This window comes from Pseudomonas sp. KCJK9058, from assembly GCF_046230975.1.
In the GTDB taxonomy this organism is placed as follows: domain Bacteria; phylum Pseudomonadota; class Gammaproteobacteria; order Pseudomonadales; family Pseudomonadaceae; genus Aquipseudomonas; species Aquipseudomonas alloputida.
On sequence record NZ_JBJJLR010000016.1, the window covers coordinates 16,334 to 40,993 of the forward strand.

Genomic DNA, 24,660 nt, shown 5'->3' on the forward strand with positions numbered 1-24,660 from the left:
GCACGCGGTCCATGAGGCTTATTGGAGACAAGAATAATGACATGCCGTAGCGCTCAGCCCCTCGTTCGCATCGCCACACGTACCTGCCGCAATGGTGAGGTGCGCCATGACTGACAACGTTGAAAAGATCCAGCTCACCCGCGCCCTGAAAAGCCGACACATCTTCATGCTGTCGCTGGGTGGGGTTATTGGAACCGGCCTGTTCATGGGCTCGGGCGTAACCATCAATCAGGGTGGGCCGGTGGGCGCGATCCTGGCTTACCTGGTCGCGGGCTTGCTGATGTACCTGGTGATGGTCTGCCTGGGTGAGCTGTCGGTGCAGATGCCGGTGTCCGGTTCGTTCCAGGCCCACGCCACTAAGTACATTGGCCCGGCCACCGGCTTCATGATCGGCTGGGTGTACTGGATGAGCTGGGCCACCACCGTAGGCCTGGAGTTCACCGCTGCCGGCATGTTGATGACCCGCTGGTTCCCGGAGGTGCCGATCTGGTACTGGTCGGCGCTGTTCGTGGTGGTGCTGTTCGGCCTCAACGCCCTGGCCACGCGTGCCTTTGGCGAGGCCGAGTACTGGTTCTCGGGCATCAAGGTGGCAACCATCCTCGGCTTCATCGTCATTGGCCTGCTGGTGATCTTCGGTGCCATCCCCCTGAGCAGCGGGGCACCCGCACCGATGCTGAACAACCTGGTGGGCGAGTCGCTGTTCCCCCACGGCCTGTCGGCAGTGTTCGCGGTGATGATGACCGTGGTCTATGCCTTCCAGGGTTGCGAAATCATGGGGGTGGCGGCTGGTGAGACCGAGCACCCGGAAAAAAGCATCCCGCGGGCGGTGCGCAATGTGGTGTTCCGCGTGCTGATCTTCTATGTGCTGGCGATTGCCGTGCTTTCGGCCATTGTGCCGCACGAGCAGGCCGGTCTGATGGAAAGCCCGTTCGTGCAGGTGTTCGACATGGTCGGCATCCCTTACGCCGCCGACTTGATGAACTTCGTCATCCTCACGGCCATCCTCTCGGTGGGTAACTCTGGGTTGTATGCCTCCACGCGCATCCTCTGGGCGATGTCCAAGACTGGCATGGCACCGAAAAGCCTGTCGCCGCTGAGCAAGCGTGGTGTGCCGCTGCGGGCGCTGAGCATCACCCTGTGCTTTGCGCTGATTTCGCTGATGACCAGCTTCGTTGCGGCTGACACGCTGTTCATGGTGCTGATGGCGGTAAGCGGTATGTCCGGCACCGTGACCTGGATCGTCATCGCCCTGGCGCAGTACCGCTTCCGCAAGGCCTGGCTGCGCGACGGGGGGCAAGTGCAGGACCTGAAGTACAAGGCGCCGCTGTACCCGCTGGTGCCGCTGCTGTGCATCACCCTGTGCAGCTCGCTGTTCGTGTTCCTGGCGCTGGATGAAACCCAACGACCGTCGCTGTACTGGGGCTTTGGCTTCATTGCCCTGTGCTATGCGGCGTACTTCTTCGTCAACCGCCGCCGGCAGGGGGCCTTCGCACCCAGCGCACCAGGGGTTTGACACCGCAGCTCGTCGCCGGCGGGTGTCAATCGCTGCATGTTCAGCACCTGTGAGATCGAGCACCGCCCGCGCGGTGCGCGATCTCACAGGCCATAAAGCCGTCACGACGAACGCCCTTGTGTAACGCCAGATACCGAGTTGTGCGAAGTTGTAACAGCCCATCCCGTCTTGTTGAACACTCGTTTAGTATCTTCCTCGTCAAGCCCTCCAAAACCATCACAACAACACCGAGGCCCCCATGACTACCCCGTTGTCGCCACTGTTGAGCAAGGTCGAAGCTGGCGTTGCCTGGATCACCCTCAACCGCCCCGAGCAGCGCAACGCGCTGGACATTCCCACCCTCAAGCAACTGCACGCCTTGCTCGACAGCCATGCCGACGACCCCGCCGTACGCGTGGTGGTGCTGACCGGCAGCGGCCGCAGCTTCTGCGCTGGCGCCGACCTGGCCGAATGGGCTGCCGCCGAAGCTGCCGGCACCCTGGAAAGCTATGGCTGGACCGAAACTGCCCATGCCCTGATGTTGCGCCTGCACAGCCTCGACAAACCCACCATCGCCGCCATCAACGGCACCGCCGTGGGCGGTGGCATGGACCTCAGCCTGTGCTGCGACCTGCGCATCGCCGCCGCCTCGGCGCGCTTCAAGGCCGGCTACACCAGCATGGGCTACAGCCCCGATGCTGGCGCCAGCTGGCACCTGCCACGGCTGATCGGCAGCGAGCAGGCCAAGCGCTTGTTGTTCCTCGATGAACTGTGGGGCACCGAGCGTGCCCTGGCGGCTGGGCTGGTCAGCGAAGTCTGCGCCGACGAGCAACTGCCCGCCGTGGCGGCCGAGTTGGCCGGGCGCCTGGCCAATGGCCCGACGTTCGCCTATGCGCAGACCAAGCAGCTGATCCGCGACGGCGCCCGGCGCACCCTCGCCGAGCAACTGGAGGCCGAGCGCCACGCCGGCCTGCTGTGCGGCCGCAGCCAGGATGGCGCCGAGGCCCTGCAAGCCTCGGTTGAACGCCGCGCCCCCCGTTTTACCGGCCAGTAATCCGATACCCGACCCTCATCAGGACCTTCGCAGATGAATTTCCAACTGACCCAAGAACAAGAAATGTTGGTGGAAGCGGTACGCAGCTTTGTTGCCAAGGAGCTGCTGCCCCATGAGGAAGCGGTGGACCGCGCCGACGCCGTATCACCCGAACTGGCCGCACAGATCCGTGGCAAGGCCATCGCAGCCGGTTTTTATGCATTCAACATGCCCGAGGAAGTGGGAGGGGGCGGTCTGGACTACCTGTCCCAGGCGCTGATCGAACGTGAGCTGTCCAAGGTGTCCTGGGCGCTGCATGTCTTCGTTGCACGGCCGTCGAAAATCCTCATGGCCTGCAAGGACGAGCAGATCAACGACTACTTGCTGCCTTGTGTGCAGGGCGAGAAAACCGACTGCTTTGCCCTCACCGAACCGGGTGCCGGTTCCGATGCCAACGCCATCAAGACCCGCGCCGTGCGCCAGGGCGATGACTTTGTCATCAACGGCAGCAAGCACTTCATCAGCCACGCCGGCCACGCCGATTTTGCCATCGTCTTCGCGGTCACCGACACCTACGAGCACAACGGGCGCAAGCGCAATGCGGTCACCGCCTTGCTGGTCGACCGGGGTACGCCGGGCATGACCATCCGCCGTGGTCCCAAGTGCGTGAGCAACCGTGGTTATCACACCTACGAGCTGTTCTTCGACGACTGCCGGGTGCCGGCCAGCAAGGTGCTGGGCGAAGTGGGCAAAGGTTGGGAAGTGGCCAATGCCTGGCTTACCGCCGGCCGGGTGATGGTCGCCGCCAACTGCGTGGGCCAGGCCCAGCGCGCCCTCGACCTGTCACTGCAATGGGCCGCCGACCGCAAGCAGTTCGGCCAGGCCATCGGCAGCTACCAGGGGGTGTCGTTCAAGCTGGCCGACATGGCCACGCAGATCCGCGCCGCGGAGATGCTCACCCTGCACACCGCCTGGAAGATGGACCAGGGCAACATGACCGACGGTGAAGCCGGCATGGCCAAGCTGTTTGCCAGCGAAGTGCTGGGCAAGGTCGCCGACGAAGCCGTGCAGATCTTCGGCGGCATGGGCCTGATGGACGAAGGGCCGGTTGAGCGCATTTGGCGCAACGCGCGTATCGAGCGCATCTGGGAGGGTACTTCGGAAATCCAGCGGCACATCATTGCCCGCGAACTGCTGCGCCCGCTGCTGCGCTGAGCGCCAGGAGAACACCCATGTCGCAATCGATTCGTGACAACCTCAAGCGCCTGCTGGCGCCCCGGCACCTGGCCTTCGTTGGCGGGCGCAGCATGGCGCGGGCGCTCAAGCGCTGCGCCGAAGGCGGCTTTGCCGGTGAGCTGTGGCTGGTCAACCCGCAGCATGAAAGCCTGGAAGGCATCCCTTGCGTGGCCCGCGTGGCTGACTTGCCTTACGCCCCGGACGCGGTGTTCATCGCCACCAACCGTGAGCTGACGTTGCAGTGCGTTGCCGAGCTGGCCGCGCGTGGCGCCGGGGGTGCCATCTGCTATGCCTCCGGCTTTGCCGAAAGCGGCGAAGAGGGCTGCCAGTTGCAGCAGCGCCTGCTCGCTGCGGCCGGCAACATGGCCCTGCTCGGCCCCAACTGCTATGGCCTGCTCGACTACCTGCACGGTGCAGCCCTTTGGCCGGTGGCCCATGGCGGCCAGCAGGTGGAGAAGGGCGTGGCGATCCTCACCCAGAGCGGCAACTTTGCCTACAACCTGTCCATGAGCGACCGCTCGCTGCCGGTGGCCTACATGGCCTCGGTCGGCAACCAGGCGCAACTGGGTGTGGCCGAGCTGATGGATGTGCTGCTCGACGACCCACGGGTAACCGCCATCGGCCTGCACCTGGAAGGCTTGAAGAACGTGCCGGGCTTTGCACGCGCCGCCTACAAGGCATTGCAGCAGGGTACGCCGATCATTGCCCTGAAGACGGGCGTTTCGCAGATCGGCGCTGAACTGGCGCTCAGCCACACCAGCTCGTTGTCCGGCTCCGATGCGTTGTACGACAGCCTGTTCCAGCGCCTGGGCGTGATCCGCGTCAGCGGCCCGGTGAGCTTTGTCGAAACGCTCAAGGCCGCAGCCTGCGGACGCTTGCCGGCAGATGGCGAGCTGATTGCGCTGGCCTGCTCAGGCGGCGATGCCGGCCTGATTGCCGACTATGCCGAACGCCACCATCTGCAACTGCCGAAGCTCGAGCAAGGGCAGGTGGCGGCACTGGCCGAGGTGTTGCCGGGCTATGCCAACCTGGTCAACCCACTGGACTTCACCACTGCCATCTGGGGCGATGAAGCCGCCCTGCAACGCATGCTCGACAACACCCTGAGCGGCGCCGCGGGCGCGGCGATGCTGGTGCTGGACTACCCGGCGGCCTTCACCGGCGAGCGCAAGGAATGCGACCTGCTGCTGGGGCTGTACTGCGATGCCGTTGAACGCCACGGCAAGATCGGCTTCGTCACCTCGGCTTTCCCGGAACTGTTGCCTGCCAGTGCGCGTGAGCGACTGCATGCGCGGGGCATCGCTGCCCTGCAGGGCGTGGAAGACGGCCTGGCGGCCTGGGGGCGCATCGTCGCTTACCAAAGGAACCGCCAGCGGTTACTGGACCAGGGCGAGGCTGCGCGGGTACCGCTGTGCCCGCATGCCCTCACGGGCGAAAGCCGACTGTTGGACGAATGGCAATCCAAGCAGGCCCTGCGCGCCTTCGGTCTGCCGGTGCCGGCAGGTGTGCTGAGTACGTCCGAGCGCGCTGTGGCAGACGCCGCCCGCGTGGGATACCCGCTGGTACTGAAGGCGGTCAGCGCACAGCTGCCGCACAAGACCGAAGCCGGTGCGGTGGCGCTGAACCTGCGTGATGCCGCCGCCCTGGAAGCTGCACTGTTGCAGATGCGCCAGCGCATCGCTGCCTACGCCCCGCACGTCGCGTTCGACCAGGTACTGCTCGAACCCATGGCCGAGCCGCCGCTGGCCGAGCTGATAGTGGGTATCAAACGTGAACACGACTTTGCCCTGGCCTTGGTGATCGGTGCCGGCGGCGTGCTGGTCGAACTGCTCAAGGACAGTGTGAGCCTGTTGTTGCCCACCACCGACAGCGCCATCCGCGCCGCACTGCTGAACCTGCGCAGTGCCAGCCTGCTGCAAGGCTTCCGTGGCCGCCCGGCTGCCGACCTCGACGCCTTGGTCGCAGCTATCCGTGCGGTGGCCGACTACGCCTGCGAAAACGCCGGGCAGCTGTTGGAGCTGGATGTGAACCCATTGATGGTCGGTGCCCACGGCACCACCGCGGTCGACGCGCTGATCCGCCTCGGCCAGGCGCAAGGAGAACGACATGAATGACCTTACCCTGACGGCCGGCCAGGCGCTGGTGCGGTTGTTGGCCAACTACGGCGTGGAGACCGTGTTCGGCATCCCTGGGGTACATACCCTGGAGCTCTACCGCGGCCTGCCGGGCAGTGGCATTCGCCATGTACTGACCCGCCACGAGCAGGGCGCCGGCTTCATGGCCGACGGCTATGCGCGGGTCAGTGGCAAGCCGGGGGTGTGTTTCGTCATTACCGGCCCAGGCGTGACCAACGTCGCCACCCCCATCGGCCAAGCCTATGCCGACTCGGTGCCGATGCTGGTGATTTCCAGCGTCAACCACACCGCCAGCCTGGGCAAGGGCTGGGGCTGCCTGCATGAAACCCAGGACCAGCGCGCCATGACTGCGCCCATCACGGCGTTTTCTGCGGTGGCCCTGCAGGGCGACGACTTGCCCGAGCTGATCGCTCGCGCCTGGGCAGTGTTCGACAGCGAACGGCCGCGCCCGGTGCACATTTCGGTGCCGCTGGACGTGCTGGCGGCATCGGTCAGCCGGGACTGGAGCGACGAGGTGGTACGCCGTCCTGGGCGTGGCCAGCCGTGCCGCGAAACCCTCGAGCAGGCTGCCCTGAAGCTTGCCGCCGCCCAGCGGCCGATGATCATTGCCGGGGGTGGCGCGTTGCACGCGGCTGAGCAGTTGCAGCAACTCAGTACACGGCTGGCAGCGCCACTGTTCACCAGCGTGGCCGGCAAGGGCTTGCTGCCACCAGACGCGCCACTCAATGCCGGCGCCAGTCTGTGCGTCGAACCCGGCTGGCAACTGATCAGCCAGGCTGATGTGGTGCTTGCCGTAGGCACCGAAATGGCCGACACCGACTTCTGGCGCGAGCGTCTGCCGATCCGCGGCGAGCTGCTGCGCGTCGACATCGACCCGCGCAAGTTCAACGATTTCTACCCCTGTGCCATTGCCCTGCAGGGCGATGCCCGGCAAACCGTGGACGGTTTGCTCGAACACCTGCCTGCACTCGACCGAGACCCTGCTCAGGCGAGCGAAGCGGTGAGCAACCTGCGCCAGGCCATTCGTCATGGGCATGCACCGTTGCAGGCCACCCATCAGGCGATTCTTGACCGCATTGCCGCCGTGCTGCCCGACGATGCGTTCATCAGCAGCGACATGACCCAACTGGCCTACACCGGCAACTACGCCTTCGCCAGCCGGGCGCCGCGCAGCTGGCTGCATCCGACCGGCTACGGCACACTCGGCTACGGCCTGCCGGCCGGTATTGGCGGCATGCTTGCCACCGACCATCGCCCAGGCCTGGTGCTGGTGGGCGACGGCGGTTTCCTTTATACCGCCCAGGAGCTGGCCACGGCTGTAGAGGAACTGGACCGGTCGTTGGTGGTGCTGCTGTGGAACAATGACGCCCTCGGGCAGATCCGCGATGACATGCTCGGCCTGAACATCGAGCCGGTCGGCGTGCTGCCGCGTAATCCGGACTTCATCGGCCTGGCCCGTGCCTTTGGTTGCGCGGTGCGCCAGCCGCGTGATCTGGACGCGCTGCAGGCCGACCTGGCCAGCGGTTTCGCCACACCCGGCGTGACCTTCATCGAACTCAAACACACCTGCGTCTGTTAAGCCGCGAACAACTAAAAGAACAAGAGAAACCCACATGCCATTTCGCCGTACACTTCTGGCCGCATCCCTGGCCCTGCTGATCACCGGCCAAGCCCCACTGTATGCCGCCCCCCCGTTGTCGATGGACAACGGTACCAACGCCCTGACCGCGCAAAACAGCAATGCCTGGGTCGAAGTCAGCGCCAGCGCCCTGCAGCACAACATCCGCACGCTGCAGGCCGAGTTGGCCGGCAAGTCCAAGCTGTGCGCCGTGCTCAAGGCCGATGCCTATGGCCACGGTATCGGCCTGGTAATGCCATCGATCATCGCCCAGGGCGTGCCCTGCGTGGCGGTGGCCAGCAACGAGGAGGCCCGCGTGGTCCGCGCCAGTGGCTTCACCGGGCAACTGGTGCGGGTACGCCTGGCCAGCCTCAGCGAGCTGGAAGATGGCTTGCAGTACGACATGGAAGAGCTGGTGGGCAGCGCGGAATTTGCCCGCCAGGCCGATGCCATCGCCGCGCGCCATGGCAAGACCTTGCGCATTCACATGGCGCTCAACTCCAGCGGCATGAGCCGCAACGGGGTGGAGATGGCCACCTGGTCCGGCCGTGGCGAAGCGCTGCAGATCACCGACCAGAAGCACCTCAAGCTGGTCGCGCTGATGACCCACTTCGCCGTGGAAGACAAGGACGATGTCCGCAAGGGCCTGGCGGCCTTCAACGAGCAGACTGACTGGTTGATCAAGCACGCGAAGCTCGACCGCAGCAAGCTCACCCTGCACGCCGCCAACTCGTTCGCTACGCTGGAGGTGCCGGAAGCGCGCCTGGACATGGTACGAACAGGGGGCGCGCTGTTCGGTGACACCGTGCCGGCGCGCACCGAGTACAAGCGTGCGATGCAGTTCAAATCGCACGTGGCCGCGGTGCACAGCTATCCGGCTGGCAACACCGTGGGCTATGACCGCACCTTCACCCTGGCCCGTGATTCGCGTCTGGCCAACATTACGGTCGGGTACTCCGATGGCTACCGCCGGGTATTCACCAACAAGGGCCATGTGCTGATCAACGGCCACCGTGTGCCGGTGGTGGGCAAGGTGTCGATGAACACGCTGATGGTCGATGTCACCGACTTCCCGGACGTGAAGGGGGGCAACGAAGTGGTGCTGTTCGGCAAGCAGGCCGGGGGCGAAATCACCCAGGCCGAGATGGAAGAAATCAACGGCGCGTTGCTGGCCGACCTGTACACCGTGTGGGGCAGTTCCAACCCGAAGATCCTCGTCGACTGAAACCGCCAAAGAAGGGAGATTGCCATGCGCTACGCCAAGCTTACCCAACGCATCGCCGGCGACGGGGCTGCGGCCTGGGACATCCACTACCGCGCCCTTGCGCTGCAGGCCGAGGGTAAGGACATCCTGCTGCTGTCGGTGGGTGACCCGGACTTCGACACCCCCGCGCCTATCGTCGAGGCGGCCATCGACAGCCTGCGCGCTGGCCATACCCATTACGCCGATGTACGCGGCAAGCTGGCGCTGCGCCAGGCCATCGCCAACCGTCACCGGCAGCGCAGTGGCCAGGCGGTGAGCGTCGACCAGGTGACCGTGCTGGCGGGTGCCCAGTGCGCGCTGTTCTGCGTGGCCCAGTGCATACTCGACCCAGGCGATGAGGTGATCGTTGCCGAACCGATGTATGTCACTTACGAGGCCGTGTTCGGCGCCTGTGGCGCCAAGGTGGTACCGGTACCGGTCAAGCCCGAGAATGGCTTTCGCGTGTGCCCGCGTGACGTCGCCGAGCGCATTACCCCGCGCACCCGCGCCTTGGCGCTGAACAGCCCGCACAACCCTTCGGGGGCGAGCCTGCCGCGCGCCACCTGGGAGGCACTGGCCGAACTGTGCATTGCCCATGATCTGTGGCTGATCTCTGACGAGGTCTACAGCGAGCTGCTGTATGAAGGCGAGCATGTCAGCCCCGGCAGCCTGCCGGGCATGGCCGAGCGCACTGCAACGTTGAACAGCCTGTCCAAGTCGCATGCCATGACCGGCTGGCGCATGGGGTGGGTGGTCAGCTCGACAGCACTGGCCACGCATCTGGAAAACCTCGCCCTGTGCATGCTCTACGGCTTGCCGGACTTCGTCCAGGATGCCGCCGTGGTGGCGCTGGAGCAGCCGTTGCCCGAGCTGGACGCCATGCGCGAAGCCTACCGCGAGCGGCGCGATCTGGTGTGCGAGCAGCTGGCCGGCTGCCCGGGCCTCAAGGCATTGAAGCCCGATGGTGGCATGTTCGTGATGGTCGATATTCGTGAGACCGGCGTAAGTGCCCAGGCCTTTGCCGACTACCTGCTGGACAGCCAGGGCGTGTCGGTGCTTGCCGGCGAAGCGTTCGGCCCCAGTGCTGCCGGGCATATCCGCCTGGGCCTGGTGCTGGGCAATGCGGCGCTGGTCGATGCCTGCCAGCGCATCGCCCGCTGTGCCGACGAACTGAAACGGGAGTACGGCCATGCGTGAGTATGCGCGGCTGTACATAGATGGCGCCTGGCAGGTGCCGAGCGGGCAGGGCATGGCTGAGGTGATCGACCCGGCCACCGAGCAGGCCATTGGCCGGGTACCCTTGGGCGCCGAGGCCGATGTCGAGCGTGCGGTGATGGCGGCGCGGCGAGCCTTCGATGGCTGGTCGCGCACACCGTCCAGCGTGCGCGCCGGGTACATCCGGGCATTGGTCGCACAGCTGAAAAACCGCGCGGCGCAAATGGCCGAGGTCATCACCGACGAGTTGGGCATGCCGGTGCAGTGGTGCCAGGCGGTGCAGGTCGAAGGCCCGATTGCCGGGTTGGAGCAATACGCCGAACTGGCCGGGCTGATGGACGAGGTGCGCGAAGTCGGCAACTCGTTGGTGTACCGTGAGGCCGTTGGCGTGTGCGCATTCATCAACCCGTGGAACTACCCGCTGCACCAGATGATCGGCAAGCTGGCGCCGGCCCTGGCTGCCGGGTGCACGGTGGTGGTCAAACCCAGCCAGGAAACGCCGCTACACGCATTTGTGCTGGCCGAAATGATCGACGCCATCGGCCTGCCGGCAGGGGTGTTCAACCTGGTCAGCGGCCCAGGTGCCAAGGTCGGTGAAGCCCTGGCCCGGCACCCGCAGGTGGACATGGTGTCGTTCACCGGCTCAACCGGTGCCGGGGTGCGGGTGGCACAAGCGGCTGCGCCGACGGTGAAGCGGGTGTGCCTGGAACTGGGTGGCAAGTCACCGTTGCTGATTACCGCCGATGCCGACCTGCACGCTGCGGTGCGCTATGGCGTGCAGGACGTGATGATCAACTCGGGGCAGACCTGCACGGCACTGACCCGCATGCTGCTGCCGGCCAGCCGCTATGCCGAGGCGCTGGAAATCGCCGAGGCCGAAACCCGCGCACTGGTCATGGGCGACCCGCGTGACCCCGCCAGTTTCCTAGGGCCGATGTGTTCGGCAGGACAGCGGCGCACGGTGCTCGACTACATTCGCCAGGGACAGGAGGAGGGCGCGCGCTTGTTGTACGGTGGTGATCACGGCGGCTTCGAGCGCGGGTTCTACGTGGCGCCCACGTTGTTCGCCGACGTCGACAACCGCATGCGCATTGCCCAGGAAGAAGTCTTCGGTCCGGTGCTGTGCCTGATCCCCTACGCCGACGAGGCCCAGGCGCTGGCGCTGGCCAATGACTCGCCGTTCGGCCTGTCCAGCGCAGTGTGGGCGGGCAGGCGCGAGCATGGCCTGGCGCTGGCACGGCAGATACGGGCCGGGCAGTGCTTCATCAACGGGGGCGGGTTCAACTACCAGGCGCCGTTCGGGGGCTACAAGCAGTCGGGCAACGGCCGTGAGTGGGGCGAGGAGGGCCTGGCGGAGTTCGTCGAGGTCAAAGCGGTGCAGTGCTGAACCACTGCGGCAAGATAACCTGTTTTGTGTGAGGAGAATGCTTGTGAATGTACTGATCGTCCACGCTCACCCCGAACCGCAATCGTTCACGGCAGCCCTGCGTGACCAGGCTGTGGAAACCTTCCGTGCCCAAGGTCATCAGGTGCAGGTCAGTGACTTGTACGCTATGGGCTGGAACCCGGTGGCCAGTGCCGATGACTTTACCCAGCGCGAGAACCCCGAGTACCTCGTGTATGCGCTGGAGCAGCGTCAGGGCGTCAAGCGCGGTGCCATTGCCGCAGATATCCAGCAGGAGCTGGACAAGCTGTTGTGGGCCGATCTGCTGGTGCTGAACTTCCCGATCTTCTGGTTCTCGGCCCCGGCCATGCTCAAGGGCTGGATCGACCGTGTGCTGGTGTCGGGGGTGTGCTATGGCGGCAAGCGCTTCTACGACCAGGGCGGGTTGGCGGGCAAGAAGGCGCTGGTGACCGTGACCCTGGGCGGGCGCGAGCACATGTTTGGCGATGGCGCGATTCACGGGCCGCTGGAAGACATGCTGCGGCCGATCCTGCGGGGCACGCTGGCCTATGTCGGGTTCGAGGTGCTGCCGCCGTTCGTGGCTTGGCATGTGCCTTACATCAGTGCTGCTGCGCGGCAGGACTTTCTGCAGCAATACCGGCAGCGTCTGGAGCAGCTCTCGGACGACCAGCCACTGGTGTTCCCGCGCCTGGCGCAGTTCGATGAAGCGTTGTACCCGCTGACGTGACCTTTCTCCTGTACTGAACACTGGGGCCGCGTTGCGGCCCTTTCGCGACACAAGGCCGCTCCCACAGGATTACCGCCAGCTTCGAAGGCTGCGCCGTCCTTCCACAGGATTACCACCAGCTTCGAAGGCTGCGCCGTCCTTGTGGGAGCGGCCTTGTGTCGCGAAAGGGCTGCAAAGCAGCCCCAACATTTTGTCGGCATACGATGTTCTGCAAACCTTCCAGCGCCACCTGCCAAAAAACGACCACCCACACATTCGGGGTATGTCACCCCTGGACGAATCCACCGATAGTGAACCCATCGGCTCGATCCGGAGCACTCACACGATGGAGTTGCCATGCGCAAGGTACTGAAGGTGATTGGCGGTCTGCTGCTGGCGTCTGGCGCCAGCCTGGCCCAGGCGGCAGAGGTGGACAGTGGTAACACGTTACGGTTGTACAACTGGACCGACTACATCGGTGAAACCACCCTGGCCGACTTCGAGAAGGCCACCGGCATCAAGGTCATCTACGACACCTTTGATGGCTACGAAACCGTGCAGACCAAACTGCTCACCGGCCGTTCCGGCTACGATCTGGTCATGCTCAACGCCTCGCTGGTCCCCCCGCTGATCAGCGCCGGCGTGTTCCAGGCACTGGACAAGCAGCAACTGCCTAGCTGGCAAAACCTCGATCAGCAGGTGGTCAACAACCTGCAGGGCTACGACCCTGGCCTGAAGTACTCGGCGCCCTATACCTGGGGCAGCTCGGGGGTAACCTACAACGTCGACAAGATCACCGCGCGCATGCCCGACGCGCCGATCGGTTCGCTGGCCATGCTGTTCGACCCCAAGATCGTCTCGCGCTTCGCCGACTGCGGCGTCACCCTGATGGACGCGCCCACCGAGGTCATTCCGCTGGCCCTGCAGTACCTGGGCAAGGACCCACGCAGCGCGTCGCCTGCCGACCTCAAGGCAGCCGAGCAACTGCTGCTGGGCATCCGCCCCTACATTCGCAAGTTCGACTCGGTCAACTACCTCACCAGCCTGCCCAACGGCGATGTCTGCCTGGCGCTGACCTGGTCCGGTGACTACGCCACCGCCCAGGCTCGCGCGGTGGAAGCGAAGAAGGACATCAAACTGTCGTTCTTCATCCCCCAGGAAGGTTCGCTGATCTGGTTCGACAACCTGTACATCCCCAAGGATGCGCCGCACGCGGCCAACGCCCACCGCTTCATCGAGTTTCTGCTGCAGCCGCAGACCATGGCCAAGGTCACTGACTACATCCACTACGCCAACAGCAACGCCGCCGCCACCACGCTGGTGCGTGACGACATCCGCCAGGACCCGGCCATCTACCCCGACGCACAAACCCGTGAGCGCCTGTTCGCGCAGAAAACCCAAAGCCCCAAGGACATGCGCGCCATTACCCGGGTCTGGAGCACGGTCAAGACCGGTTTCTGAACACTGCCCAAACATTCTCGCCAAGGAGCTGCCCATGGCCACCCCAAGCAAAGCATTCGCTATCGCCCACGACCCGCTGGTGGAGGCCGACAAGGCCCACTACATGCACGGCTACCATGTGTTCGACGAGCACCGCGAGCAAGGCGCGCTGAACATCGTCGCCGGCGAGGGCGCCTACATTCGTGACACCCACGGCAACCGCTTCCTCGATGCCGTCGGCGGCATGTGGTGCACCAACATCGGCCTGGGCCGCGAGGAAATGGCCCTGGCCATCGCAGACCAGGTGCGCCAGCTGGCGTATTCCAACCCGTTCTCCGACATGGCCAACGACGTGGCCATCGAACTGTGCCAGAAGCTTGCGCAGCTGGCGCCGGGCGACTTGAACCATGTGTTCCTCACCACCGGCGGCTCGACCGCTGTCGACACCGCCTACCGGCTGATCCAGTACTACCAGAATTGCCGCGGCAAGCCACACAAGAAGCACATCATCGCCCGCTACAACGCCTACCACGGCTCCACCACCCTGACCATGTCGATCGGCAACAAGGCCGCCGACCGGGTGCCGGAGTTCGACTATCACCACGACCTGATCCACCACGTCTCCAACCCCAACCCTTACCGTGCCCCGCACGACATGGACGAGGCCGAATTCCTCGACTACCTGGTGGCCGAGTTCGAGGACAAGATCCTGTCGCTGGGTGCCGACAACGTGGCGGCGTTCTTCGCCGAGCCGATCATGGGCTCGGGCGGGGTGATCATTCCGCCCGCGGGCTACTTCCAGCGCATGTGGCAGCTGTGCCAGACCTACGACATCCTGTTCGTCGCCGACGAAGTGGTGACCTCGTTCGGGCGCCTGGGTACCTTCTTCGCCAGCGAGGAACTGTTTGGCGTCACCCCAGACATCATCACCACCGCCAAAGGCCTGACCTCGGCGTACCTGCCGCTGGGCGCGTGTATTTTTTCCGAGCGCATCTGGCAAGTGATTGCCGAGCCAGGCAAGGGTCGTTGCTTTACCCACGGGTTTACCTACAGCGGCCACCCGGTGTGCTGCACGGCGGCGCTGAAGAACATCGAGATCATCGAGCGCGAGCAACTGCTCGATCATGTCAACGACGTGGGGGGTTACCTTGAGCAACGCTTGCAGAGCCTGCGCGATCTGCCGCTGGTGGGGGATGTGCGCTGCATGAAGCTGATGGCCTGTGTCGAGTTCGTCGCCAACAAGGCCAGCAAGGCACTGTTCGCCGATGAGGTGAACATCGGCGAGCGCATCCACAGCAAGGCGCAGGAAAAAGGGTTGCTGGTGCGTCCGATCATGCACCTGAACGTGATGTCGCCACCGTTGATCATCACCCATGCGCAGGTGGATGAGATCGTCGAGACCCTGCGCCAGTGCATCCTCGAAACCGCGCGTGAACTCACAGCGCTTGGCCTGTACCAAGGCCGATGAACCTGGCGCAAAGGGCTGTGCGCGGGCGTGCCTGGCAGGCTAGACTGCCGGGCATGACCCAGGCCTCCCCCGATACCCCGCTTACCCTCACAATGGGCGCGCTGCAGCAGTGGCACGTGGCGTTGCAGCGCGCCCTGGCCCATGGCGAAACCCCCGAGGCGCTGGAGTATGTGGCCGCTGCCATCGGCCAGTTGGTGCAGGTGGAGTCGATGATGATCAGCCTTGAGTGCCAGGGGCGGGCACCGCAGTTGCTGTACCAGCAAGGCATTCCTGAACTGCACCGGGCTGCCGTGCTGGAGCGCTATTTCAGCGCCGGCTACCTGCTGGACCCTTTCTGCCTTGCCGTGCAAAGCGGCCTGGCCGAAGGCTTCTACCACCTGCAGGAAATCGCCCCCGACAACTTCTTCGACAGCGACTACTACAAGGCTTATTACCTGGGTACAGGTTGCAGTGAAGACAGCTACTACATCGTCGACCTCAGCGCAGGCCGCAAGCTGTCGCTGAGCCTGTTCCAGGGCTGCAGCGGCACGCGCCTGAATGCCGGGCAGGTCGACCTGTTGCGTGCGTTGGAGCCGATGGTGCGCGAACTGCTGGGGCGCTATGCCCGGCACAACCTGGAACCAGGCGCTGCATCAACCGAGCGCAGCAGCCTGCAGGCAGCGTTCGACAGCTTTGGCTGCCAGGTGCTGACCGACCGCGAGCGCGAAGTGGCCCACATGATCTTGCGCGGGCACTCGGTGAAATCTACTGCGCAGGAGCTGGGTATCTCGCCGGAGACCGTGCGCATGCACCGCAAGAACCTGTACATGAAGCTTGGGATCAACTCGCAATCGGAGTTGTTTGCACGGTTTATCGACTGGTTACGCGGTGATCAGCTGGAAATCCTTAGCGTAACGCGGTGATCAATTTTCTATACCTCCCGGTATATGGACAGCCCTGCACCTTGCCGCATAGCTTAACCCTCGACGGGGCGCGCCATGCTCAAGCCATAACAACAACGATGCCCCGTTACATTTCAGTCCTGCCAACCCAAAACTCTAAAAATGAGGCGGCAAATGGAAAGCATCGGCACCTATGTCATCTACGTCATCATGGTGTGCGCGGTACTGGGTGCCCTGGCATCCATCTACAACCCCGAAGGCGAACTGGGCCAGGAGTTCATCGCCGGCCTGCACAGCATCGGCCCCATCTTTATCCCGGTAGCCGGCATCATGGCGGCGATCCCGTACATTTCAGCTGGTATCAGTCATGTGATCGCGCCACTGTTCCAGGCCATCGGGGCCGACCCTGGCATCGCCGGTCCCATCTTCATCGCCTCGGACATGGGCGGCTACCAGTTAGCCAAAGCGCTGGCGCAAAGCCAGGAAGGCTGGATCCTAGGCCTGATCACCGGCTTTCAGTGCGGCGCCACCATCATCTTCGTCATTCCGGTCGGGTTGGCCATGCTGCGCAAGGCCGACCACAAGTACATGGCACTGGGGATCATGGCCGGGCTGCTGACCATTCCGCTGAGCATCATGATCATTGCCATGACCATGCAGGCGCTTGGCCTGAGCGTGCGTCCGGACATCGCTACCACTGGCGCCGCTACCCAGGCACTGCACTTCACCTGGGCAATGCTGCTGCGCAACCTGATGCCGTTGATCCTGTTTTGCATTGCCCTGGCAGCAGCATTGCGCTACTTCCCCACACTGATGGTGTACCTGTTCCTCAAGCTCGGCCAGTTCATGTACATCGCCGTGGTTCTGGTGCTGGTAGCGTCCATCGTGCAGTACTTCACCGGCCTGTTCAGCCACCTGTTCGGCAGCTGGGGTTTTGCGCCGATCATCGCCGATGCCGATGATCAGTTTCGCGCCTTGGAAATTGCTGGCTACATCGGCCTGATGCTGTGCGGGGCGTTCCCCATGGTGCACTTGCTCAAGCGCTTCCTGGCGCGGCCAATCGAACGGGTTGCCTCGCGCTTTGGCATGTCTGGTGTCGGTGCGGCCGGGGTATTGGCGGCCTCGGCGAATATCCTGGCCATGTTTCGCTTGGTCAGCGAAATGCCGCCCAAGGACAAGGTATTGGTGATCGCTTTCTCTGTGTGCGCCGCGTTCACCTTTGGCGACCACATGGCCTTCTCCGCCAACTTCCAGCCCTCGCTGATACTGCCGTTGATGATAGGCAAACTCAGTGGCGGCCTGATCGCCATGCTGCTGGCCAGTTGGCTGGCGGTGCCCAAGGCGCAGGAGTTGGGGCGTCAGGACGCTGCCGCAGGTGTCTGCAAGGGGGTGGCCGAGCCGTCCTGAGCAAAAGCGTCATGCGCATAATCCGGAGCGTCCTGGGCGCTCCGGATTTTGTGTTTTTAACCGATCAAGGCGGTAAGGTCATGCAGGCCTTCGGTGCATGAGCGTGTGGTGAACAATGACAAAAGATGAGGCAAACGAGTTGGCAGCGGTGATCGAGGCGATCGGCAGCGAACAGCTGGGACTGGCGCTGGATGCGTGGCTGCGCAGCAAGCTGACGTTCGACATGAGTTGCGCCTATCTGTTCCAGTTCAATCAACCAGCACTGCTGGTGCATAACGGGTACAACCGTACGGTCACGGAGCGTACGTTGAACGCCTACGTGCGCGGCGGCTACCTGCTTGACCCGTTCTACGTTGCTTGCGTCAACGAGCACCCATCCGGGCTATGGCGCATGAGCGAACTGGCACCTGACTGCTTCTTCTCTTCAGGGTTTGCCATTTCCAAGGACATCCACCCCTGCGTGTCGTCCGACTATGGGACGGCGGTGGATGAGGTGGGCTTCATCATTCCCCTTCGGCCCCGGTTGGCGATCGTCTATTCGCTGATGCGCAACCACGGCAGCGGGGATTTCGGTGCAGGAGAAATGGACCTGTTGGCTGCAATGTCGCCGCTGCTGGCTTCGGTTTTTGGTCAGCACTGTCGATTGCGTTACGCTGATATCCTGCGCGCAGCACCAGAGGGGGTGGTGCTGGAGGACGCCTTCGTAGAGATCTTGCAAGGGCAACTGACTGAAACCCAGCGCCTTATCGCCAAGTTGTTGTTACAGGGGCACAGCAATGCGTCGATTGCGCGGCAGCTGAATATTTCCGATGGGACGGTAAAGGTGCACAAGCACAACATCTATCAGCGCCTGGAAATTTCATCCAACGCCGAACTGTTTCGCCTGTTTATCGATTATCTGGCCAAGGGCTGATACAGCAAGGGGCTGCAAAGCAGCCCCTTGCTGTATCAGGTACAGGTCACCTGAACAGCGGACTCAGGTGCTCGCTGAGGTAGATCCCTTGCGGATCGAGCTGGCGGCGCAGCTTACGGAAGTCCTCGGCACGCGGGTATATTGCACTCACATCTTCACCCGTCAGGAAATGCAGCTTGCCCCAGTGCGGTCTGGCGCCATAGGAACGCAGGATCTGATCCACCGCCCGCAGATAGTCCCAATAGTCGGTACCCGGCTGGCCGGACACCGAAATGGTCACGCTGTCCTGCTCGAAGAATGGGCTCATCCACGCCCCGTCACCGGCAGTAAAGCGGTACTCGATGGGGTAGATGGCCTTGGGGAAGTCCTCCAGCATCAGCTTGCGCACGGCCCGCAACGCTTCCTTGCTGTGGCGCAACGGCACAGCGTATTCCAGCTCGTGAAAGTTGGGCAGGTACTCGATCGGGTACACATCCGAGCTGTAGGCCACTTTCTCGAACTCGCTTTCCCAGATCGGGTGGCCGGTGATGTCCATGACCTTCACTTCGCAGACATCGGTGGTGCGCCCGCTTGTAGAGGTGGCGGCGGTATCGGGTAGGCAATAGCAATGCCGGCTTTGCTCGTAGGGGCACCAGAAGAAGCTGAAGTGGCGGTGTTTGCGTGCCAGTTCGTCGTGCTTTTCCATCACGCTTTCGAAGTCTTCGCGCCAGATGCGCTCGTGCAGGTTGAAGCTGTCGGTCACCTGCAAGGTCAGTTCGGAAACAATGCCCAGTACGCCCAGCGACACCCGACCCGCTTGTAGCAGGTCAGGGGTGCTTTCGTCGACCACGAGTATTTCGCCATTGGGTTGCACCAGCTTCATGCCGACAATCGACGAGGCCAGGTTGCCGAGGGTCAGACCGGTGCCGTGGGTACCGGTAGTCAATGCGCCTGCAATCGACTGGCTGTCGATGTCGCCCTGGTTGACCATTGATAACCCGGCGGCACGCAATGTCTTGCCCAAGGCATTGATGGTGGTGCCGGCGGCAGCGGTGACGCGCTTCCTCTCGTGGTCGATATGGCGTACGCCGCTCATGTTGGCCAGGGTCAGGTGCAGGCCATTGGTCAGTGCCACCGGGGTGAAGGAATGCCCCGAGCCGGCCACGCGCACGTTCATGCCATTGCTGCTGGCCTGGCTGACCATTGAGCACAGTTCGTCCTCGCTGGCCGGTGCCCCGCGTGCTGTACGGATGCAGGACTGGTTACCGGCCCAGTTGCGCCAGTGCGCGTGTTCAAGGCCGAATTCGTTGATATGCATGTTGTTGGAAGAGGTGCTCACATCGTTCTCCTGCCGGTTGTTCTTGTAATCAGAGGGCGGTGTAGCCATTGTCGGCAAACAGGTGCGCACCGTTTACGAAACTGGCGTCGTCACTGGCCAGGAACAAGGCTGCGCTGGCGACTTCCGAGGGTTGGCACAAGCGCCCCTGGGCGGCAGCGATGGCCTGTTCGCTGACGTCCACGCCATGTTTGCGCAACATATCGATCTCGCGCAGGCCGTGGGCGGTGGCGATGAAGCCCGGGCAGATGGCATTGGCGCGAATGCCTCGGTCGCGAAACTCCACAGCGATAGCCCGGGCGAACATATGGGTGGCACCCTTGCTGGTGCAATACAGCACCTCCATCGGCGTGCCCACCACTGCCGAGATGGATGAGGTGCAGACGATACTGCCGCCGCCGGCCGCGAGCATGCCCGGCAACACCGCGCCGGTGACCAGGAACATGCTCTTCACGTTCACGGCCATGATCCGGTCCCATTCTTCTTCACTGGTTTCCAGGAAGGGCATGGCCGACAGGATGCCCGCGTGGTTCATCAGCACGGTGATGTGGCCGAAGGCCTCTTCTACGGCCGCCACCGCGGCCTTCACTTGTTGTGCGTCCGAGACATCGGCGGCGGCGAAGATGGCCTGGTAACCTGCATCACGCAATCGCCTTGCAACTTCGGCGCCCTTGCTGCCGGGCAGGTCGACAATGCCTACCCTTGCCCCTTCTGCCGCGAACAGCTCCGATGCGGCCAGCCCGCAGCCACCCGCACCGCCAGTGATCAGCGCCACCTTGCCGTTAAGACGTCCAGCCATGTTCGACTCCCGATGATTTTTAATTGACTGTCTTGAGCCCGGGCGTTTCGCGATTCGCGTGCCGGAGCATGAAACAGATCATCGGGAACATCCATATACCGATGGGTATACGGGGCACGCATAGGCAATGGGGCAGGGCTATAGAGTCCCTGTGGGGCCTGCCCGCGAAGCAGGAGAACCGGTGCATGGCACGGGCTTTGCCCGTGTTCGCCGGCGCGTCCGCTCCCACAAGGTGCATGGTGTGTTCAGAGTGCCTGTTGCTCGATCAACGCCAGGCACCGCTGCACGATCGGGCTTACATCACCCTTGCGCCGGCTGAGGATGATGGGGCTGACGGCGCCGCTATCAAGCAGGCCGACATACTCGATATCGGGACGGTGCTGCTGCTGTACCGATGCTGGCACCAGGGTCACCCCGACGCCAACCGCTACCAGGCCGATGGCGGTCTGCAGTTCGTTGGCCCACTGGGTGACACGAATGCTCATGCCGTGGTGGGCGAACAGCGCCAGCACGTGGTCGGCATAGCTGGGCCGGGGATTGGCCGGGTAGAGGATGAACGCTTCGCCAGCCAGCTGGGCCAGACTGAGCGGGCTGCCCGCCAGGGGGTGGCCCTTGGGCAGCACGGCCACCAGCGGGTCCTCGCACAGCACCTGCTGGTGAATCACCGGGTCGTCGATGCGAATGCGGCCGAAGCCAATGTCGATACGCCCGCTTTTCAGCGCCTCCACCTGTTGCAGTGTGGTCATCTCGTTCAGGCCCAGTTCCAGCTCGCTGTCCTGGCGAAGTTCGCGGATCAGCTCCGGCAGCACGGTGTACAGGGTAGAGGGCGCAAAACCGATGCCCAGCCACTGGCGCTGGCCCTGGCCGATGCGGCGGGTGTTGTCGCTGATGTTCTGCAACTGCTGCAGCACGGTGCAGGTCTGCTCGTAGAAGAAGCGGCCGGCTTCGGTCAGCCGCAGCGGACGTTCGCGCACCACCAGCAGGGTGCCGAGCTGGTCCTCCAGCTGGCTGATCTGCCGGCTCAGGGGTGGCTGGGCGATGTGCAGCAGCTCGGCGGCGCGGGTGAAGTTCAGGGTCTCGGCCAAGACTTTGAAGTAACGCAGGTGGCGCAGCTCCATCAGACCTCCAGGGTATGGTGGGAGATTCATTTGATATTGGACGGTCGTCAGGGTCTCGCGCAATCCTTCAACAATCAAGTAAACGCATCACTCGGGCTCACGACTGTAAGCCCGACCTGACGGGACCTGGCAACAATGACAAGCGCGCTGATTGAACACATAGATGCAATTATCGTCGATCTCCCGACCATTCGCCCGCACAAGCTGGCGATGCACACCATGCAGCAGCAGACCCTGGTGGTATTGCGACTGCGCTGCAGTGATGGCGTGGAAGGCATCGGTGAAGCCACCACCATCGGTGGCCTGGCGTATGGCTACGAAAGCCCCGAAGGCATCAAGGCCAACATCGACGCGTACCTCGCCCCGGCGCTGATCGGCCTGCCGGCAGATAACATCAATGCCGCCATGCTCAAGCTGGACAAGCTGGCCAAGGGCAACACCTTCGCCAAGTCCGGCATCGAAAGCGCCTTGCTCGACGCCCAGGGCAAACGCCTGGGCCTGCCGGTCAGCGAACTGCTGGGTGGCCGCGTACGGGACAGCCTGGAGGTGGCCTGGACCCTGGCCAGCGGCGACACCGCCCGCGACATCGCCGAAGCCCAGCACATGCTGGACATTCGCCGGCACCGGGTGTTCAAGCTGAAAATCGGCGCCAACCCGGTGGCCCAGGACCTCAAGCATGTGATCGCGATCAAGCGCGAGCTGGGTGACAGCGCCAGCGTGCGGGTCGACGTCAACCAGTACTGGGACGAGTCCCAGGCCCTCCGCGCCTGCCAGGTATTGGGCGACAACGGCATCGACCTGATCGAGCAGCCGATCTCGCGCATCAACCGTGGTGGCCAGGTGCGCCTGAACCAGCGCAGCCCGGCACCGATCATGGCCGATGAGTCGATCGAAAGTGTCGAGGACGCCTTCAGCCTGGCCGCCGACGGCGCCGCCAGCATCTTCGCCCTGAAAATCGCCAAGAATGGTGGCCCGCGCGCGGTGCTGCGCACTGCACAGATCGCCGAGGCCGCTGGCATTGCCTTGTACGGCGGCACCATGCTCGAAGGTTCGATCGGCACCCTGGCTTCGGCCCATGCATTCCTCACCCTGCGCCAGCTCACCTGGGGTACAGAGTTGTTCGGGCCGCTGCTGCTGACCGAGGAGATCGTCAACGAGCCGCCGCAATACCGCGACTTCCAGCTGCACATCCCCCATACCCCAGGCCTGGGCCTGACGTTGGACGAACAGCGCCTGGCGCGCTTCGCTCGTCGCTGACAAGCAAGGAGATAACCATGTTGTTCCACGTGAAGATGACCGTGAAGCTGCCGGTCGACATGGACCCGGCCAAGGCCGCCCAGCTCAAGGCCGATGAAAAGGAACTGGCCCAGCGCCTGCAGCGCGAAGGCACCTGGCGCCACCTGTGGCGCATTGCCGGGCATTACGCCAACTACAGCGTGTTCGATGTGCCCAGCGTCGAGGCGTTGCATGACACGCTGATGCAGCTGCCGCTGTTCCCGTACATGGACATCGAGGTCGACGGCCTGTGTCGGCATCCCTCGTCTATTCACAGCGACGATCGCTGATTCGCACCTGTATGCCTGACAAGAACAATACGAGGTAAGCACGATGACCGTGAAAATTTCCCACACTGCCGACATTCAAGCCTTCTTCAACCGGGTGGCTGGCCTGGACCATGCCGAAGGAAACCCGCGCTTCAAGCAGATCATTCTGCGTGTGCTGCAAGACACCGCTCGGCTGGTCGAAGACCTGGAAATCACCGAGGACGAGTTCTGGCACGCCGTGGACTACCTCAACCGCCTGGGCGGCCGTAACGAGGCAGGCCTGCTGGCTGCTGGCCTGGGCATCGAGCACTTCCTCGACCTGCTGCAGGACGCCAAGGATGCCGAAGCCGGCCTTGGCGGCGGCACCCCGCGCACCATCGAAGGCCCGTTGTACGTTGCCGGGGCGCCGCTGGCAGAGGGCGAGGTGCGCATGGACGACGGCACTGACCCAGGCGTGGTGATGTTCCTTCAGGGCCAGGTGTTCGATGCCGACGGCAAACCGTTGGCCGGTGCCACCGTCGACCTGTGGCACGCCAACACCCAGGGCACCTATTCGTACTTCGATTCGACGCAGTCCGAGTTCAACCTGCGTCGGCGTATCATTACCGATGCCGAAGGCCGTTATCGCGCGCGCTCGATCGTGCCGTCGGGGTATGGCTGCGACCCGCAGGGGCCAACCCAGGAATGCCTGGACCTGCTCGGCCGCCATGGCCAGCGCCCGGCGCACGTGCACTTCTTCATCTCGGCACCGGGGCACCGCCACCTGACCACGCAGATCAACTTTGCGGGCGACAAGTACCTGTGGGACGACTTTGCCTATGCCACCCGTGACGGGCTGATCGGCGAACTGCGTTTTGTCGAGGATGCGGCGGCGGCGCGCGACCGCGGCGTGCAAGCAGAGCGCTTTGCCGAGTTGTCATTCGACTTCCGCTTACAGGGTGCCAAGTCGCCTGACGCCGAGGCGCGAAGCCATCGGCCGCGGGCGTTGCAGGAGGGCTGAGTTCAAGGTTATGTCACTGTGATTTTGCCTGGGGCTTTCCGTGCGGGGAGGTCCCGGGCTTTTTGTCGCCAGGGGCGGGTGATCTAGAATCGTCTTTTTGTTCAGGCCTCCCACACCATGCTCCCCATCGCGCTGCTGCCAACCACCCTCGACCAGGCTTCGCTGATCCGCAATCTCTACCAGTTCTATTGCTACGAGTCCTCCGACTGGGAGCAGGAAGACGTCGAGGCGGATGGCCGTTTCTACATCCACGAGGAGCACCTGCAACGCTACTGGCAGGACGACGGCTGGGGCGCGTATCTGGTGCTGGTGGACGGATTCATCGCCGGCTTCGTCCTGGTCGAGCGCAGCGAACTGCCTGGCATCGATGCGCAGGAACTTGCCGACTTGTTTATTTTGAAGAAGTACCGTCGCCAGGGCATCGGCCAAGCGGTGGCGTTGCAGTTGCTGAGTGGCGAGGGAGACTGGCTGCTGCGTTGCTACGCACAGGATCTGCCCGCCGTGGCTTTCTGCAATGCCGTGCTGGCGAGCCTGCCGCGGCCGGTGCAGGCTATCGCCTTGGGGGATGAGCCGGACTTGCTCAATTTCCTGGTGACCGGCACCCGCCATTGAGGGGGCGCCTTTTCGTTGGTGCGGATAAGGGATAGTGCCATTTTTGTGATGTGCTTCACAAAATGCTCACGAGCGGCATA

21 protein-coding genes are annotated in these 24,660 nt (G+C 63.6%); 18 read left to right on the top strand and 3 right to left on the bottom strand.

The genetic code is table 11. The features are described 5' to 3' along the window. Window positions 1–106: 106 nt before the first annotated feature. The 14 genes from ACK59Z_RS11330 to ACK59Z_RS11395 all read left to right on the top strand — a co-directional run bounded on the left by ACK59Z_RS11330 (window position 107) and on the right by ACK59Z_RS11395 (window position 18,192). A complete protein-coding gene (locus tag ACK59Z_RS11330; RefSeq protein ID WP_019751076.1) occupies window positions 107–1,513 on the top strand; it encodes an amino acid permease in 1,407 nt (468 codons plus the stop codon). A gap of 238 nt (window positions 1,514–1,751) precedes the next feature. Beyond that, a complete protein-coding gene (locus ACK59Z_RS11335) occupies window positions 1,752–2,546 on the top strand; it encodes an enoyl-CoA hydratase/isomerase family protein (RefSeq protein ID WP_409293019.1) in 795 nt (264 codons plus the stop codon). Window positions 2,547–2,579: 33 nt separating this feature from the next. Further along, window positions 2,580–3,740: an acyl-CoA dehydrogenase family protein gene (locus ACK59Z_RS11340; protein WP_003256129.1), complete on the top strand. Its 1,161-nt coding sequence runs from the start codon at window positions 2,580–2,582 to the stop codon at window positions 3,738–3,740. A gap of 17 nt (window positions 3,741–3,757) precedes the next feature. After that, the gene (locus ACK59Z_RS11345; RefSeq protein ID WP_409293021.1) at window positions 3,758–5,875 is read left to right on the top strand and encodes an acetate--CoA ligase family protein; all 2,118 of its coding nucleotides are present in this window, start codon (window positions 3,758–3,760) and stop codon (window positions 5,873–5,875) included. After that, a complete protein-coding gene (locus ACK59Z_RS11350; RefSeq protein ID WP_108190635.1) occupies window positions 5,868–7,475 on the top strand; it encodes a 5-guanidino-2-oxopentanoate decarboxylase in 1,608 nt (535 codons plus the stop codon). The genes ACK59Z_RS11345 and ACK59Z_RS11350 overlap by 8 nt, the downstream gene beginning before the upstream one ends. Before the next feature lie 34 nt (window positions 7,476–7,509). Then, the gene (alr, locus tag ACK59Z_RS11355; protein WP_108190636.1) at window positions 7,510–8,739 is read left to right on the top strand and encodes an alanine racemase; all 1,230 of its coding nucleotides are present in this window, start codon (window positions 7,510–7,512) and stop codon (window positions 8,737–8,739) included. Between the two features lie 24 nt (window positions 8,740–8,763). After that, window positions 8,764–9,954 carry a pyridoxal phosphate-dependent aminotransferase gene (locus ACK59Z_RS11360; RefSeq protein WP_014860013.1) on the top strand — a complete coding sequence of 397 codons (1,191 nt, stop codon included), beginning with the start codon at window positions 8,764–8,766 and terminating at the stop codon, window positions 9,952–9,954. Further along, the gene (locus tag ACK59Z_RS11365; RefSeq protein WP_108190637.1) at window positions 9,947–11,359 is read left to right on the top strand and encodes an aldehyde dehydrogenase family protein; all 1,413 of its coding nucleotides are present in this window, start codon (window positions 9,947–9,949) and stop codon (window positions 11,357–11,359) included. Before ACK59Z_RS11360 ends, ACK59Z_RS11365 begins: the two co-directional genes overlap by 8 nt. Window positions 11,360–11,402: 43 nt before the next feature. Next, window positions 11,403–12,104, top strand: coding sequence for an NAD(P)H-dependent oxidoreductase (locus ACK59Z_RS11370; protein WP_004576441.1), 702 nt, complete (start codon window positions 11,403–11,405; stop codon window positions 12,102–12,104). A 336-nt stretch (window positions 12,105–12,440) separates the two neighbouring features. Further along, on the top strand, window positions 12,441–13,544 hold the full coding sequence (locus tag ACK59Z_RS11375) for a polyamine ABC transporter substrate-binding protein (RefSeq protein WP_108190638.1): 1,104 nt from the start codon (window positions 12,441–12,443) through the stop codon (window positions 13,542–13,544). 34 nt (window positions 13,545–13,578) lie between these two features. Next, window positions 13,579–14,991, top strand: coding sequence for an aminotransferase (locus ACK59Z_RS11380; protein WP_108190639.1), 1,413 nt, complete (start codon window positions 13,579–13,581; stop codon window positions 14,989–14,991). Window positions 14,992–15,044: 53 nt separating this feature from the next. Next, window positions 15,045–15,893 (top strand): helix-turn-helix transcriptional regulator, encoded by an 849-nt coding sequence (locus tag ACK59Z_RS11385; protein WP_064493063.1) that lies wholly within the window; start codon window positions 15,045–15,047, stop codon window positions 15,891–15,893. Window positions 15,894–16,046: 153 nt separating this feature from the next. Continuing rightward, complete coding sequence (gene eutH / locus ACK59Z_RS11390) at window positions 16,047–17,279, top strand: ethanolamine utilization protein EutH (RefSeq protein ID WP_103444252.1); 1,233 nt, start codon at window positions 16,047–16,049, stop codon at window positions 17,277–17,279. 115 nt (window positions 17,280–17,394) lie between these two features. Beyond that, entirely contained in the window at window positions 17,395–18,192 is a 798-nt protein-coding gene (locus tag ACK59Z_RS11395; RefSeq protein WP_409293026.1) for a helix-turn-helix transcriptional regulator, read from the top strand. Window positions 18,193–18,238: 46 nt separating this feature from the next. Here ACK59Z_RS11395 and ACK59Z_RS11400 read toward each other — a convergent pair whose 3' ends face one another. The 3 genes from ACK59Z_RS11400 to catR all read right to left on the bottom strand — a co-directional run bounded on the left by ACK59Z_RS11400 (window position 18,239) and on the right by catR (window position 21,424). Continuing rightward, window positions 18,239–19,510, bottom strand: coding sequence for a D-arabinono-1,4-lactone oxidase (locus tag ACK59Z_RS11400; RefSeq protein WP_017148266.1), 1,272 nt, complete (start codon window positions 19,508–19,510; stop codon window positions 18,239–18,241). A 28-nt stretch (window positions 19,511–19,538) separates the two neighbouring features. Then, window positions 19,539–20,306: an SDR family NAD(P)-dependent oxidoreductase gene (locus ACK59Z_RS11405; protein WP_012051983.1), complete on the bottom strand. Its 768-nt coding sequence runs from the start codon at window positions 20,304–20,306 to the stop codon at window positions 19,539–19,541. A gap of 245 nt (window positions 20,307–20,551) precedes the next feature. Beyond that, on the bottom strand, window positions 20,552–21,424 hold the full coding sequence (gene catR, locus ACK59Z_RS11410; protein WP_409293028.1) for an HTH-type transcriptional regulator CatR: 873 nt from the start codon (window positions 21,422–21,424) through the stop codon (window positions 20,552–20,554). 135 nt (window positions 21,425–21,559) lie between these two features. On the opposite strand from catR, the gene ACK59Z_RS11415 reads away from it, so the two are divergent. From ACK59Z_RS11415 to ACK59Z_RS11430, 4 genes are all read left to right on the top strand, one after another. After that, window positions 21,560–22,681 carry a muconate cycloisomerase family protein gene (locus ACK59Z_RS11415; protein ID WP_047603051.1) on the top strand — a complete coding sequence of 374 codons (1,122 nt, stop codon included), beginning with the start codon at window positions 21,560–21,562 and terminating at the stop codon, window positions 22,679–22,681. A gap of 17 nt (window positions 22,682–22,698) precedes the next feature. Next, entirely contained in the window at window positions 22,699–22,989 is a 291-nt protein-coding gene (gene catC / locus ACK59Z_RS11420; protein ID WP_003256111.1) for a muconolactone Delta-isomerase, read from the top strand. A 43-nt stretch (window positions 22,990–23,032) separates the two neighbouring features. Further along, a complete protein-coding gene (gene catA, locus ACK59Z_RS11425; protein WP_108190643.1) occupies window positions 23,033–23,968 on the top strand; it encodes a catechol 1,2-dioxygenase in 936 nt (311 codons plus the stop codon). A gap of 117 nt (window positions 23,969–24,085) precedes the next feature. Further along, window positions 24,086–24,580, top strand: a complete 495-nt coding sequence (locus ACK59Z_RS11430) for a GNAT family N-acetyltransferase (protein WP_060546040.1) — start codon at window positions 24,086–24,088, stop codon at window positions 24,578–24,580. Window positions 24,581–24,660 lie beyond the last annotated feature (80 nt).